Origin of the sequence: Salirhabdus salicampi (assembly GCF_024259515.1) — a bacterium.
Taxonomy (GTDB): Bacteria; Bacillota; Bacilli; order Bacillales; family Alkalibacillaceae; genus Salirhabdus_A; species Salirhabdus_A salicampi.
This window is the reverse complement of the sequence record NZ_JANBWE010000003.1, coordinates 402,631-415,439: the sequence shown is the minus strand read 5'-3', so window position 1 is coordinate 415,439 and position 12,809 is coordinate 402,631. Positions and strand designations below refer to the sequence as shown.

Annotated in this window: 14 protein-coding genes and 2 pseudogenes; 5 read left to right on the top strand and 11 right to left on the bottom strand. The window is 37.4% G+C overall.

Annotation, left to right across the window (positions count from 1 at the left end; all coding sequences use genetic code 11):
- Positions 1-91: pseudogene (locus tag NLW78_RS15715) on the top strand (ATP-binding protein); the annotation flags it as partial.
- 119 nt (positions 92-210) lie between these two features.
- Positions 211-501 carry a hypothetical protein gene (locus NLW78_RS11940; RefSeq protein ID WP_254497355.1) on the top strand — a complete coding sequence of 97 codons (291 nt, stop codon included), beginning with the start codon at positions 211-213 and terminating at the stop codon, positions 499-501.
- Between the two features lie 165 nt (positions 502-666).
- Here the strand turns inward: NLW78_RS11940 and NLW78_RS11935 are convergent, their stop codons facing one another.
- From NLW78_RS11935 to NLW78_RS11905, 7 genes are all read right to left on the bottom strand, one after another.
- Positions 667-1,764, bottom strand: coding sequence for an ABC transporter ATP-binding protein (locus NLW78_RS11935; RefSeq protein WP_254497354.1), 1,098 nt, complete (start codon positions 1,762-1,764; stop codon positions 667-669).
- Between the two features lie 120 nt (positions 1,765-1,884).
- Positions 1,885-2,778, bottom strand: a complete 894-nt coding sequence (locus tag NLW78_RS11930) for a PucR family transcriptional regulator (protein ID WP_254497353.1) — start codon at positions 2,776-2,778, stop codon at positions 1,885-1,887.
- 89 nt (positions 2,779-2,867) lie between these two features.
- Positions 2,868-3,875: a WG repeat-containing protein gene (locus NLW78_RS11925; RefSeq protein WP_254497352.1), complete on the bottom strand. Its 1,008-nt coding sequence runs from the start codon at positions 3,873-3,875 to the stop codon at positions 2,868-2,870.
- Positions 3,876-3,999: 124 nt separating this feature from the next.
- Complete coding sequence (locus NLW78_RS11920; protein ID WP_254497351.1) at positions 4,000-4,977, bottom strand: WG repeat-containing protein; 978 nt, start codon at positions 4,975-4,977, stop codon at positions 4,000-4,002.
- A 178-nt stretch (positions 4,978-5,155) separates the two neighbouring features.
- Complete coding sequence (locus tag NLW78_RS11915) at positions 5,156-6,157, bottom strand: WG repeat-containing protein (RefSeq protein WP_254497350.1); 1,002 nt, start codon at positions 6,155-6,157, stop codon at positions 5,156-5,158.
- Positions 6,158-6,345: 188 nt separating this feature from the next.
- On the bottom strand, positions 6,346-6,729 hold the full coding sequence (gene gloA2 / locus NLW78_RS11910) for an SMU1112c/YaeR family gloxylase I-like metalloprotein (RefSeq protein ID WP_254497349.1): 384 nt from the start codon (positions 6,727-6,729) through the stop codon (positions 6,346-6,348).
- A gap of 45 nt (positions 6,730-6,774) precedes the next feature.
- Positions 6,775-6,915: a hypothetical protein gene (locus tag NLW78_RS11905; RefSeq protein ID WP_254497348.1), complete on the bottom strand. Its 141-nt coding sequence runs from the start codon at positions 6,913-6,915 to the stop codon at positions 6,775-6,777.
- A 386-nt stretch (positions 6,916-7,301) separates the two neighbouring features.
- On the opposite strand from NLW78_RS11905, the gene NLW78_RS11900 reads away from it, so the two are divergent.
- The 3 genes from NLW78_RS11900 (at position 7,302) to NLW78_RS11890 (ending at position 8,802) form a co-directional block, all read left to right on the top strand.
- Complete coding sequence (locus NLW78_RS11900; protein WP_254497347.1) at positions 7,302-7,832, top strand: sigma-70 family RNA polymerase sigma factor; 531 nt, start codon at positions 7,302-7,304, stop codon at positions 7,830-7,832.
- A gap of 156 nt (positions 7,833-7,988) precedes the next feature.
- A complete protein-coding gene (locus tag NLW78_RS11895) occupies positions 7,989-8,249 on the top strand; it encodes a helix-turn-helix domain-containing protein (RefSeq protein ID WP_254497346.1) in 261 nt (86 codons plus the stop codon).
- A 49-nt stretch (positions 8,250-8,298) separates the two neighbouring features.
- Positions 8,299-8,802 (top strand): competence protein ComK, encoded by a 504-nt coding sequence (locus tag NLW78_RS11890; protein ID WP_254497345.1) that lies wholly within the window; start codon positions 8,299-8,301, stop codon positions 8,800-8,802.
- An 11-nt stretch (positions 8,803-8,813) separates the two neighbouring features.
- On the opposite strand, the pseudogene NLW78_RS11885 reads toward NLW78_RS11890, so the two are convergent.
- The 4 genes and pseudogenes from NLW78_RS11885 to NLW78_RS11870 form a co-directional block, all read right to left on the bottom strand.
- Positions 8,814-9,267, bottom strand: a pseudogene (locus tag NLW78_RS11885) (terminase gpP N-terminus-related DNA-binding protein); the annotation flags it as partial.
- A gap of 287 nt (positions 9,268-9,554) precedes the next feature.
- Positions 9,555-10,589 (bottom strand): pseudaminic acid synthase, encoded by a 1,035-nt coding sequence (gene pseI, locus NLW78_RS11880; RefSeq protein WP_254497344.1) that lies wholly within the window; start codon positions 10,587-10,589, stop codon positions 9,555-9,557.
- Positions 10,583-12,052 (bottom strand): UDP-2,4-diacetamido-2,4,6-trideoxy-beta-L-altropyranose hydrolase, encoded by a 1,470-nt coding sequence (gene pseG, locus NLW78_RS11875; RefSeq protein ID WP_254497343.1) that lies wholly within the window; start codon positions 12,050-12,052, stop codon positions 10,583-10,585. The genes pseI and pseG overlap by 7 nt, the downstream gene beginning before the upstream one ends.
- A 15-nt stretch (positions 12,053-12,067) precedes the next feature.
- Positions 12,068-12,802, bottom strand: a complete 735-nt coding sequence (locus tag NLW78_RS11870; RefSeq protein WP_254497342.1) for a cytidylyltransferase domain-containing protein — start codon at positions 12,800-12,802, stop codon at positions 12,068-12,070.
- Positions 12,803-12,809: the final 7 nt, after the last annotated feature.

The following is a 12,809-nucleotide window of genomic DNA, read 5'->3' as shown; positions in this document are numbered from 1 at the left end:
ACACCGTGTTGAAATTATCCATTTAAACGGTGACAGTTATCGAATGAAGCATCGAAAGAACATCTTCGGGCAGGAAAGTGTAACAAATTAATCAGCAAAAACTGTAACATTTTACTTGACGGTCACATCCCCCCCTTCATCAGAAAGAAGGGCAACCAAATGAAGCAATCGAACTGCCCCTATGTTATGCTTGTGAAGAGGAGGATGCAGATGAAACCAATTGCAAAACAAGTTTATATCGAAGTTGAAAGAGGGATTGCCTCGAACCAACAGTATTATCAAGACCAAGAACATGAGCTTATTTTATATAACGACCGAATGGAATCATCGAAAGAAACATTTTATTTACAGGATGTGTTAGACCTTTCGTATCGTTCATTAAATCATAATTTCGGGTTATTTTATATCCATTCCAATCGTGGTGTTTTTTCTTTTCAAGTGAAAATGAAGCCAGCCAGTTTTATTGAATACTTTAAAAAAGTAAAAACTAACCTCCTCTGAAAAATCGCAGAGCATCTTCTCAACCATAAATGTGTTCTCTTCATATCCTTTCAATGAAACGAATCAAATAGCATGATTAAGAGACCTATTGTCAATAATCCTAAATTTTATGTATACGATTAACACGAAAAAACCCCACGCCTACTGGCGTGGGGTTCGTCTTCTTTACTTAATGCGCTCTTCTGTTTCTTTATTAAAGAAGTGAGCTTTGTTCATGTCGAAGGCAAGATCGATCTTGTCGCCACCGTTCACAACCGTACGGGCATCTACACGAGCGATAAATTCCTGCCCATTCAGGTTTGTATACAGGTATGTTTCAGAACCCATTAACTCTGCTACTTCTACTGTCGCTTTGAAGCTTGTGCCTTTGGAAGATTCCAAGAATAATGGCTCGTCATGGATATCTTCAGGGCGTACACCTAATACTAGCTCTTTTCCGTCAAAACCTTGCTCTTTTAACACCTTTAACTTTCCTTCTGGTACTTCAATCGTTGTTTCACCAATGTGGAACTTGCCATCTTCTAAATGACCGTTAAAGAAGTTCATAGATGGAGACCCGATGAACCCACCAACGAAGATGTTATTTGGCTCATCATACACTTGTTTTGGCGTACCAATTTGTTGAATAAGACCGTCTTTCATAACAACAAGACGTGTTGCCATAGTCATCGCTTCGGTTTGGTCGTGTGTTACATAAATCGTTGTTGTTTGTAGACGTTGGTGAAGCTTTTGAATTTCAGCACGCATTTGTACACGCAGCTTCGCATCCAAGTTGGAAAGCGGTTCGTCCATTAAGAATACTTTCGCATCACGTACAATTGCACGTCCTAGTGCCACACGCTGACGCTGACCACCAGACATTGCTTTCGGCTTACGTTTCAAGTACTCGGTTAATCCTAAAATTTCCGCTGCTTCTCGAACGCGGCGATCAATTTCTTTTTTGTCAATTTTCCGTAGCTTTAAACCGAACGCCATATTGTCATAAACGTTCATATGCGGGTATAGGGCATAGTTTTGGAAAACCATCGCAATGTCACGATCTTTCGGCGGAACATCGTTTACTTGTTTATCATCGATGAACAATCCACCCTCTGAAATTTCTTCAAGTCCAGCAATCATTCGTAGAGTCGTAGATTTTCCACAACCAGATGGTCCTACTAATACGATAAACTCTTTATCTTGAATGTGTAGGTTGAAATCTTCTACAGCTGTAACGTCTCCGTCATATATTTTATAAATGTTATCTAATTTAAGTTCTGCCATGTCTCATATCCCCCTCATTTTTGAAAGCGTTTTAATTAACTTAGTTATTAGTCTATATGAAAACGCTTCAAAAAGATATGGACAACGTGCACAAAAAAGCACACACAGATTTGTGCGCGCTTACAACTTTTCGTCCATCATATAGAAAAGGAGTTTCACTATGAAAGCATTGGAAAACCGTTTAATATCAAGCCCTGTCACATCCGTAAACTTATCAATACGGTACTGCAACGTATTTCGGTGCATATGGAGCTTCTTCGCCGCTTCTGTTACATTTAACTCACTTCGCAAATACACTTGCACGGTTTTCAGAAGGTCTTGATCTTCCAACGTAGATTTGAGAATCGTACGAACAACCCGGTCATCATACCCTTTTTCAATTCGGTTCGTTAACAAGTACGGGACCGCTTCTGTCAATTCGATCACATGATCATTCGCCGAAGGCATTACGGTTTCCGCAATTCGTTTCGTCCACTCGAAATTATCGTTCGTTTCCTCGGGATGTTCAAATAGCTCACTCACAAACAGCTTCATATTAATATACAAGTCACTAATGAGAAGTTCAATGACTTCCTTATAATTCACGAGGGACTGTTGCTCGTCATAAATTTCCTCAATAATTACCCCTTCATAATCCGAAAGCTGGATCACGGGCATCGGAAACGGGAATACCGCTTGAATCCCTTCCCGAAAAAGCGAAAAGTCATTCAACTTCGTTTCGATTTGATAATAGACATAACGGTAGCTTCGTATGTTCGTAAAGCTATGTTCTTTCCCTTGGATTAACTGCTCATACCATTGACGTTCCCGTTCGGACGAAAACGCTTGGGGATGTTTCACTTTCGATAGGAAAGAATCGAGTAGAACCTTTTCGTTCCCCTTTAACTCTTCCTTTAATATCCCTACCGTTTGTCCGTCAACGGTATACCATTCATACTGTGATATGGTTACGTTCTGATCATCTTTATGGAATATAAGGGATGGATACATTTGTTGTAGTTGTTCAATACGCATCGTCTCTATCTCCGTTTCTACCGTTTTCTGTATTATATCAATAATGAGGAAGAACAAAAAAGCCTGTTCAATTGAACAGGTCTTGAAAACTATTCTGTCGGGTTCCAGACGTATTCGCCATTATGGTTAATATAACCAACCTTATTCCCTATGTAAACTTTTGCTAATCCACCTTGGAACGGTTCGACATGGTCAAATTGAGGTGTTATGACGAGATCCCCCTTTTGATTCATAAAGCCCCATTCATAATCTACTCGAACCGCTGCCTTCCCTTCGGAAAAGTGGAGGACCATATCAAATTGAGGATTGATCACGATATCCCCTTTTTGATTCACAAAGCCGAACTGAGATCCAATCATGACAGCCGCCAAGCCTTCACTGAAATGTTGTCCTTCTTGAAATTGGGGTTCAATCGCGATATTCCCTCTTTTATCAATGTACCCTATATCACCATCTACTCTTACAGGAGCTAAGCCTTCCGAAAAGTCATTCGCATCGTCATACTCAACTCGGATGACCTCTCTCCCTTTTGCATTGATATAGCCGAATTGTCTCGTGTCTGCATCTCTCACTAATGCAAGGCCGTCTGAGAACGGTCGTACATACATGTACTCCGGTTCAATGACAACTTGCCCTTTTCGGTTAATAAAACCGAAAAGATCATCAATACGGACTGGTGCAAGTCCGTTTGTAAAAGAACTTTCAGCATCCTCAATGTCTAAGTCCTGAAACATCCTTTCCCCTTTATGATTAATGAAGAACGTTTCACGGGAAAATTGCCCGTCATTATGACTCACTGCTACAGCATAACCTTCGGAAAAAGGAGATATATATGCATACTGGGGAATCACCAGAAACTGTCCCTGTTCATTTATGACCCCACTTACGTTCCGGATGGACACGGTCGCTAAACCATCATGGAACTCACCCACACGATCAAACACGGGGTCAATAACAATCTCCCCCTTTTTATTGATAAAGCCTTCTTTTCCATCTACACGAACGGAGAACAATTCTTTGTCCGTTTCAAAATAAGAACAAGCGGTTATGACCATAAGGAAACTGATGACGATTGTCCATAAACTGATTGTTTTCATAAAAGATCCCCCTACTGCATTGCCAATTCATTTCCTTTCTAATACTTTCGACACCGATTTACGATTTCCTATCAATTCCGAAAAAAGACCCGCTTCAAAGTAGAAGCAGGTCTTCAATCAATTGTTAATCTGTTGGATTCCAAACGTATTCGCCTTTTTGGTTGATATACCCTTTTTTGCCGCCTAAGTATACAGCAGCAAGTCCACCTTCAAAGTAGTTCGCATTATCGAACTGCGGGTTAATCGCAAGGTCACCTTTTTTGTTAATATATCCCCATTTGCCGTCAACTTGTACCGGAGCATGTCCATCTTCAAACATGAAGCCCGCATCGAATTGGGGGTTAATTTTAATATTTCCTTTTTTATCAATATAACCGACTTGATCCTCAACAAGAACTGGTGCTAGACCATCACTAAAGAAATACGCACCGTCAAATTGCGGGTTAATGGCAAACTCCCCTTTTTTATTAATGAAGCCCCATTGACCATCTACTTCAACAGCCGCTAATCCTTCTGTAAAACCGTACGCCTGGTCATACTGCGGTGTAATGACAATGTTTCCTTTCGTATCAATAAAGCCATATTCGCCACCCATGCTTACACGTGCTAACCCATCTTCAGAGAAGTTGTACGCACGGTCAAACTGTGGATTGATGACGATGTCGCCTTTTTTATTCACATATCCGCTATCGCCTTCAACATTTAAACGAGCATAGCCTTCTGCAAAGTTGCTTGCACTATCAAACTGTAAATCTTCGAACTGCTTTTCCCCTTTTTTATTAATAAAGTAGGATTCTTCACCTTTCGAAACGAGGGCGAATCCTTCCTTCGAGAAGCTTGTCGCCGAATCGAATTGGGGATTAATTTCGAAGTTTCCTTTTTCATCGATAAATCCGTATTTCCCACCTACTCGTACTACGGATAGACCTTCAGAAAAATCATAGGCACCATCAAATTGAGGATCAATGACGACTTTCCCTTTTTTGTTAATGAAGCCTGTGTCCCCGTTTTGAACAACAGAGAATAGCTCTTTTTTGTCTGAACATGCAGCTGTAAGAAGCAAAAGAATAATTGCCATAAATAATAACCCAATCTTTTTCATGTTCGTTCCTCCAGTTCCATTTTCATCTAATTTTTTACATATGATAGTATAATAGACTACATTCGACAAATTGTAAATGAATTTCTAGTAAAATGTGACTAAATTTGTCAATAAAAATACTCCTGTTTCAGCAAGAAACAGGAGCTATAGCCCAATTCAAATTCAAACAAACGTTTGTTTAATCCGTCGGATTCCAAACGTATTTCCCTTTTGTGTCGATGTAGCCTTTTTTGCCACCGTAGTAGCTATCTCCGATATAGACCGCAGCAAGACCACCTTCGAAGAAATAGGTTCGACTAAATTGTGGGTTGATGACCATGTCACCCTTTTGATTAATAAAGCCCCACTTATCATCAACTAATACAGCAGCCATGCCATCTTGGAAAATGTACGCATCGTCAAACTGAGGGTTAATGACAATCTCCCCTTTTTTATCGATAAAGCCGAATTGATCACCTATACGTACAGGAGCTAGTCCGTCTTGATATGGGTATGCTTGTTCGAACTGCGGGTTAATCACAATTTCCCCTTTTTTATTGGCATAACCCCAAGAGTCGCCAACGTAAACGGCCGCTAAACCGTCACTAAAGTCCCATGCCCGATCAAACTGAGGCGTAATGACGATCTCCCCTTTTTTATTAATGAAACCATATTGTCCACCCATGTAAATACGTGCAAGTCCATCTTCTGAGAAGCTGTCCGCATCCTCAAACTGAGGATTAATGGCAATGTTCCCTTTCTTATCCATATAACCATAATTACCGTCAACTTCGATGAGGGCTAACCCTTCAGAGAATGTGTACGCATAATCAAATTGCACATCTTCAAATACTTTCTCACCTTTTGTATTGATAAAAAACGCGTCTTCCCCTTTGTTTACCATTGCATAGCCTTCGTTGAAGCTTGAAGCATAGTCATATTGCGGATTAATGGAAAACTGTCCTTTCGTATCAATATAGCCATATTTACTACCGACGTTCACAAGTGCTAAACCGTCGGAAAAGTCATAGGCGTTTTCAAACTGTGGATCAATGACAATATCACCTTTTTTGTTGATGAAGCCTACTTTTTCATTTTGGGTAATAGTAAAATAGTCTTTCTTCGTACTTCCACTGCCGGAACAAGCAACGGTTAAAGCAAGTAAGAATATTGCGCATATTAATGTGATAACCTTTTTCAAAAGTATAACCCCCATATGATGTATTTTTTCTCTATCTATGTGACTTAATCATAGAGGAACAAGGGGGAAAAATCTACCTTTATTTCGACTTCGTTCGACAGATTTATAGGAAGGGAAATTGAGGCGGAATAGGAGCATGATGATAAGGTGTCGGTGGGGACTAATCCTTCGTTCGGATTGTAGGGGGATTACTCCTCGTATAGCTCGATTGGCAAACCGTCTGGATCTTGGAAGAAGGTAAACTTTTTATTCGTTGTTGGGTCCATCCGGATTTCTTCTACTATAATCCCCTTTTGTTGTAGATTGACCGTTGCTTCTTCGATATGGTCAACGGCAAAGGCTAAATGGCGAAGCCCACTTGCTTCCGGATAGCTTGGCCGTTCAGGAGGATTCGGAAAGGAAAACAGTTCAATTTGATAATGTCCATCAATGGCTAAATCTAATTTATAGGAGTCCCTTTCTTCCCGATAGATTTCCTGCACGACTTCCAGCCCTAGTTTATTGACGTAAAAGTCCTTCGACGTTTCATAGTTGGAACAAATGATGGCAATATGGTGGATGGATTTTAGCATATGTATCTCCTCCTCTTGAGGGTGTTTGTAGGAAATGGTGATGAATTACGGTTTTAGTGCTGGCTCTCCTTTATATATGTTCGATAGCTCATCTTCTAAAAGTTGATAGAGGGTGTCATAATCTGTCCCTTGGTCCCCTTTCTCTTTCAGTTTCTTTAACAGTAGTTCGATTTGGTCTGTTGTCATATATAATGAGCTCCTATCGTCATTTTATCGTTGCATATTTTTAGCTAATTGAGTCATTACGTCCAGATGGTTGGAAATCATTAGCATGTTAAAAGGTAATTGTTCCTAGTAATAGGATATAATTTACATCTTACCCAAAAACTTATAGATTGTAAACGGTAGATTGATAGAAGAGACAAAGGTAATCTGCTAAAACGGTCTATACGTAACCTTTCCTTTAATGAAATAGTCTTTCCCCTATCAATTCCTTACCTTTCCCGGGAGAAACGTGAATGTTGCTACGAGATTCTTCATTTTCCCTATAATGCGTGACGCTCCTATTTTTTATTATACTACCATTACCGCGGAATCCTTCATAAAGGCGCCTTTATAGAAAAGAGGTCTTTGTGGATCGTGTAAAGGAGAAACCGTTTCATGAAGTGTTAAAGGAAAACGAAAAAATGATCTATCATGTCATCAAACGATATGGGATACGCGATCTCGAGGGAGAATTTTATCAAGAAGGAGCGATTGCACTGTGGAAGGCGTATGAGCAGTTTGACCCGTCTAAGGGAAAGTTTTCATCGTTTGCTTATTTTCGCATTCAAAAAGCGTTAATCGATTACATTCGGAAACAGAGGCGTTACGTCAAAGTGGAAGATACCTATAAAGAATCAATGAAAGCTGATCTCAATCATGTCACGACAACGATGGTAGACTTTTTTGATCCATACCTTCTCGCCCAAATCGAGGAGCTGCTAACGGAAAATCAACGAACATGGTTTCGGTTATACGTACTTGAGGACTTATCCGTAAAGGAGATTGCTCAAAAGGAACAGGTAACCGAAAATGCGGTAAAAAACTGGGGCCGCCTCGCTAGACAAAAGATCCGAAAGCTACTCGAACAGAAAGAGTATGTGGAAGGCAAGAAAGGATAGAGTCTCTATGATTCGGCTCTATCTTTTTTCGTTTCCTCTTAATAGAAAAGTATCCTTTCCTTTAAAAAAATTACTATTTTCCCAAAAGTAACCTGTAGGTTGTGTACATAGCGTAATATATTTAGATAATTGATTTTTGGGAAGGAGCTTTTCACGATGTTCTATCATGACTTGGATTTAAAACGATTTGGCAAATATCTTCGCAACCGACGTATGGAACTTGGGCTTACACAAGCGGATATCGATCAAATGACTGGCATGCACGAGAAAAGTTACGGAAAGATTGAACGTGGCGAGGTAAACCCGAAAGCAAGCAGCATATATAAACTTGAGGTCGTTTTAGATATAAAGATTAGTGATATTTATGAGCAGATTCGAAAGGAGAAAAATCATCAAACAAGCAGTCCCGATGGATGATACCCCTGATCATCCCCTTTTGAACAACATCCTCAAAGGAGTGACTATTATGGAAAATATTCTAACTCACTATCAAGTTAGCGAACAGACTATGGCGCTATTACCAGCTGTACAGCTAGAATATGACACGACCGTCCTCGAACGAAACAAGACGTTGTACATTAAGAAAACGCCCCTCCAAATTATGAAACGGGCTTGTCTTGACCATGGCTCTTCTTTGGAAGGGAGGAGAGCAGCCGTCATGCATCAAACCGGCTACAGCCGAAAAGTCCCGATTCCGATTAGCCTTCACCAAAACCTCTACGCTTTCCCTACACTCTCCCCAACGAAATTCCACTGCCATTGGATTTTTTATCATCATGTTAAGTTCATTAAACCACTCCACAGCAAACATCATCTTGGCTATCAATCGAACATATTCTTCAAAAACGGACGATCCCTACAACTGAAAGATTCCTATTATGTTTTAGAAAAACAAATGCACCGAACCGCCATGTGCATATTGGCGTTTTCGGAGGATGATGGTAGTGGATTAATGGAGAGAGGGATGTGAATGGATTCAATTATCCTTGAGTAGCTCAATACCATTGTGAAAGCGTAGTTGTCTTTCATCTCTTGATCAACTTTAAATTTTCCTTGATGCCCTCAAGTCCATTCGTGCTTGTTTTCCGGGAGAAGTTTCATCTCTCATGGTTGCCTGTTTTTTAGGCCGAGAACGATAAGGTCGTACAAAATCACGAAGGATTGTCATTCTACCTTCATATCCCATAGCTTCGATTTCTTCTAAAAGTACTGTGCAATTCGTAGTTCCTTCTTTAATACGTTTCTTCAAATAATCTTTGAATGGATCCAACTTACTGCCTTTCTTATCAATCTTTTTCTGCTTCGGTAATTCGTCAGAATTTATGTACTTTCGAATGGTTTTTGGATCAAAACCCGTTTCTTCAGAGATAGCAGTAATCGACCATCCTTTTTGATGTAATTCTCTAATCATAAAAAACTCCCCAATCTTGATCATCATCTCTACACTCCAACTCTTTATCTAGTATAGAAATGATTATCTGTTATTATTGGGGAATTTGAAACCGTTGTTATTAGGGATTTTATCACCGTTGCTTACACCCAATTCTACAAATCCCATCTTAATTATTGGAAGGTTAAAACTTAATGTTTATTCCTATAACAACTTTGACTTTAATAAATGTTACCTCCAATTAAATACCATTGGGGGCTACATTATTTAAATTATGAAATTATTTTTGCGCATATATTACGTTTCTACCATTGAATTCTTTTATCAATGAATTACTCAATACTTTCCCAACTTAAAGGGGTTCCCTTACTAATATCTTGTCTTGCTTTTTGCCCTATTACAGATCGGATATGTCTCGGTTTTAGCCCATATCCTGGTCTTATAGATTTAACATTATCTTCAGTAAAATAATCTCCTGCTTTTATATCTTTCACAACAAATAACGAACGTGAAAATTCTCTACTTTTTTCCTTTTTTTCCGTAAGTTTATAATCCACACTTCCTAATGACCGCTCAGCATCTCTTACTGAGTCAACTAACAACTTAAACTCTTGCTTGTCCAATGAAAAACTAGCATCAGGTCCGCCGATACTTTTATCTAATATAAAATGCTTTTCTATAACCCTAGCTCCCAAAGCAACCGAAACAATAGGTACTGTTATCCCTAAAGTATGATCTGATAAACCAACTTCAACATTAAATGTTTCTTTTAAGTTTTTCATTGTTAAAAGGTTCGCATCTTCTATCATCGCTGGATATGCGGAGGTGCATTTTAATAATATAATTTTATCATTTCCCACCCTCTTGCATGCTTGTACTGCATCATCAATCTCACCAAGAGTGGCGATACCTGTTGAAATAATGATAGGTTTCCCTTTACTTGCAATGTATTCAATTAGTGGTATGTCTGTTATTTCAAATGAAGCTACTTTATAAGCGGGTACGTTTAAGTTTTCTAAAAAATTAACTGCTGAAATGTCAAAAGGGCTTGAAAAACAGATTAAACCAAGTTCATGGGAATAATTCATTAACTCTTCATGCCATTCCCAAGGTGTATAAGCCTCTTTATAAAGGTCGTATAGCGTTTTCCCATCCCAAATTGTACCCTGATCTAACCTAAAGTACTCATTATCACAATCAATCGTTATTGTATCAGCAGTATAAGTTTGTAATTTAATTGCATCGGCTCCAGCTTCTTTCGCTGCTTTTATTGTTTCTTTAGCAATTTTTATATCGTGTCCATGGTTTGCTGACATCTCTGCTATAATTAAAACTTTTTTTGAAATGTCAAATCTATCAATTAGCATTTATCATACTCCTCTTTTATTGAATACATATACTTAATCATCCTATTATTACTTTCACTTAATAAAAAGCCAACCTTTTCAAAAAGCTTTTTTGATGCAATATTTTCTTCTGATACAAAGGCTATAATATTCTTTAATTCATTTCTTTCCTCTTGAATTAACTTAATGCTCTTTTTTAATAATTCTTTACTTAGCCCTTTTCCTGCAATTGTTTTACCAAAGCTAATACTAACGATTGCAGATTTATCCTCTATTCTATATCGTACTTGTCCTAAGAATTTATCTGTATAATCCGTTACAACATAAAATACATGATTATCAGATTTAATAATGTTTTGAAACCAATTTTTATGATCTTTCCAATCAATTTTAGTAGTATTTATTGAGTACTTTCTTACATAATCCTCATTTGATAATTGAAACACATCATAAATATCTTGGTCCTTTACTTTTCTTAAAAAGTATTCCTTTTCCATAACCTCTCCTGATAATAGAGTTTCAATAATTCGTTTACTGCCTAACCCATCAATTACTTCCTTGTACTTTTCTACCAATCCTATACGATTATTAAATTTCTTCAAATTCTCAAATTTATAAATTAACTTTTCACTAAAGAAAGTATCACTATATTCAAGAGCTGTCTCAATCAAATTAAGTTCTTTTAAAGCTAAGATATTATGATGCTGATTGTCAATTACCTTTATCGGAATAAACGGTGTTTGAGTAGCTAACAATTCATAAATCGTCTGTCCTGCAGCAGTGATAGCAAAATCAGACTTTAGCATAATAGATTTCATTTCTGCAGCTGTGGCATTCTCATAAAAGTTGAAATTCTTTGATCTAATACTCTTTATTTCTTTGATATTTTCAAACGCATTTCCTATAACTACATTGAAAGTAATTTCTGAGTTATTAATGGCAAGGTTTTTTAGGATATTCGGAGTTAAATTGTGTATATCAGATCCACCTAATGTTATCAGTACTTCTTTTACTTGCGGATTAATATGTGTTCTTCTTACTTGGGTGAAGGGGCTTCTCAAAATAACATATTTTGGTCCAAGTAAATAGCAGTTAGTATCATTTATAGGATACTCAACTGCTTGGGTACTAAGAGATGGATTAACAACTATTCCTTCTGGATAATCAATCCTTCCATTATCATCAATAAATAAAGTTTTTGCTGCACGTTTTGAAATAATTCTATATATATCGTAACTAGCCAAGTAAGAGTCTACAATGCAATAGTCACACTGTTTAATATAATTGGTTAAAAATTCTTTTGATAACCAATTAACTATCTTGTATTGTTTATCTTTAATGATCTCAAATTTCCCGGTGTCGCTATTAATTATGAATTCAACTTCAATCCCTCTGTTCGTCAATTCATCATATAGAGAACTGCACCTTGAGATATGTCCTAAACCTATTTGACTGCCGCCCTCTGTAAAAATCAATGCCCTCATATCTTTCATCCTTTTTTAATTAATTTTCTTTTGTTCAATATGTGCATTGATAGTATACATTTCCGGTTCTTTCTCAAAGATTTCAATTATATCTTGAAGATAAAAGTCATGTGTTCCTTTATATAGTTTATTATAAATTTCACTTATTAATTCAAAATCCTCTTCTGTATCTAAAGTCCATCGATATTTAGAATAATTAACATCATTCTTAAAGTAATGTATTTTATTACTTTTTTCATAAATATAAGGAGTGACATGTTCTCTATGATACTTTTCTCTTCCGTTATAAAATGCATCTTCTAATGCATTAAATGAGAATACTTCTGTATCTAATCCTCGAGGATATGTTCTTTGACTTAGATCTGATCCAGCATTTGTTACAATTTCATATTTTTCATTCCGATAGAAACTAATAATTTCATCAATTACATAGGCATCAATTACAGGACAATCAGAAGTAATCCTTACAATAATATCAATATTGTTTTCTTTTGCTGCTAAGTAGTAACGACTGAGAACGTCTTCTTCGCTACCCCTATATACCTTAGCACCACATTTAATTGCTTCTTTTTCAATAATAGTATCTTTCTCATGTACCGTTGTAGCAATAATTATCTCTTCAATTAAATTAGATTGTCTAACTCTTTCAATAACATGGGATAGAACAGTTCTTCCCTTTATATCTTTCATTACTTTTCCTGACAGTCTTGTTGAACCCATTCTTGCTTGTATAATAGCTGCAATTTTCATGTAATTA

Excerpts from the sequence above, each read along its gene's own strand:
- NLW78_RS11940 (WP_254497355.1), top strand. The coding sequence starts at position 211 with ATGAAACCAATTGCAAAACAAGTTTATATCGAAGTTGAAAGAGGGATT.
- NLW78_RS11935 (WP_254497354.1), bottom strand. The coding sequence starts at position 1,764 with ATGGCAGAACTTAAATTAGATAACATTTATAAAATATATGACGGAGAC.
- NLW78_RS11930 (WP_254497353.1), bottom strand. The coding sequence starts at position 2,778 with ATGCGTATTGAACAACTACAACAAATGTATCCATCCCTTATATTCCAT.
- NLW78_RS11925 (WP_254497352.1), bottom strand. The coding sequence starts at position 3,875 with ATGAAAACAATCAGTTTATGGACAATCGTCATCAGTTTCCTTATGGTC.
- NLW78_RS11920 (WP_254497351.1), bottom strand. The coding sequence starts at position 4,977 with ATGAAAAAGATTGGGTTATTATTTATGGCAATTATTCTTTTGCTTCTT.
- gloA2 (WP_254497349.1), bottom strand. The coding sequence starts at position 6,729 with ATGCTAAAATCCATCCACCATATTGCCATCATTTGTTCCAACTATGAA.
- NLW78_RS11905 (WP_254497348.1), bottom strand. The coding sequence starts at position 6,915 with ATGACAACAGACCAAATCGAACTACTGTTAAAGAAACTGAAAGAGAAA.
- NLW78_RS11895 (WP_254497346.1), top strand. The coding sequence starts at position 7,989 with ATGTTCTATCATGACTTGGATTTAAAACGATTTGGCAAATATCTTCGC.
- NLW78_RS11890 (WP_254497345.1), top strand. The coding sequence starts at position 8,299 with ATGGAAAATATTCTAACTCACTATCAAGTTAGCGAACAGACTATGGCG.
- pseI (WP_254497344.1), bottom strand. The coding sequence starts at position 10,589 with ATGCTAATTGATAGATTTGACATTTCAAAAAAAGTTTTAATTATAGCA.
- pseG (WP_254497343.1), bottom strand. The coding sequence starts at position 12,052 with ATGAGGGCATTGATTTTTACAGAGGGCGGCAGTCAAATAGGTTTAGGA.
- NLW78_RS11870 (WP_254497342.1), bottom strand. The coding sequence starts at position 12,802 with ATGAAAATTGCAGCTATTATACAAGCAAGAATGGGTTCAACAAGACTG.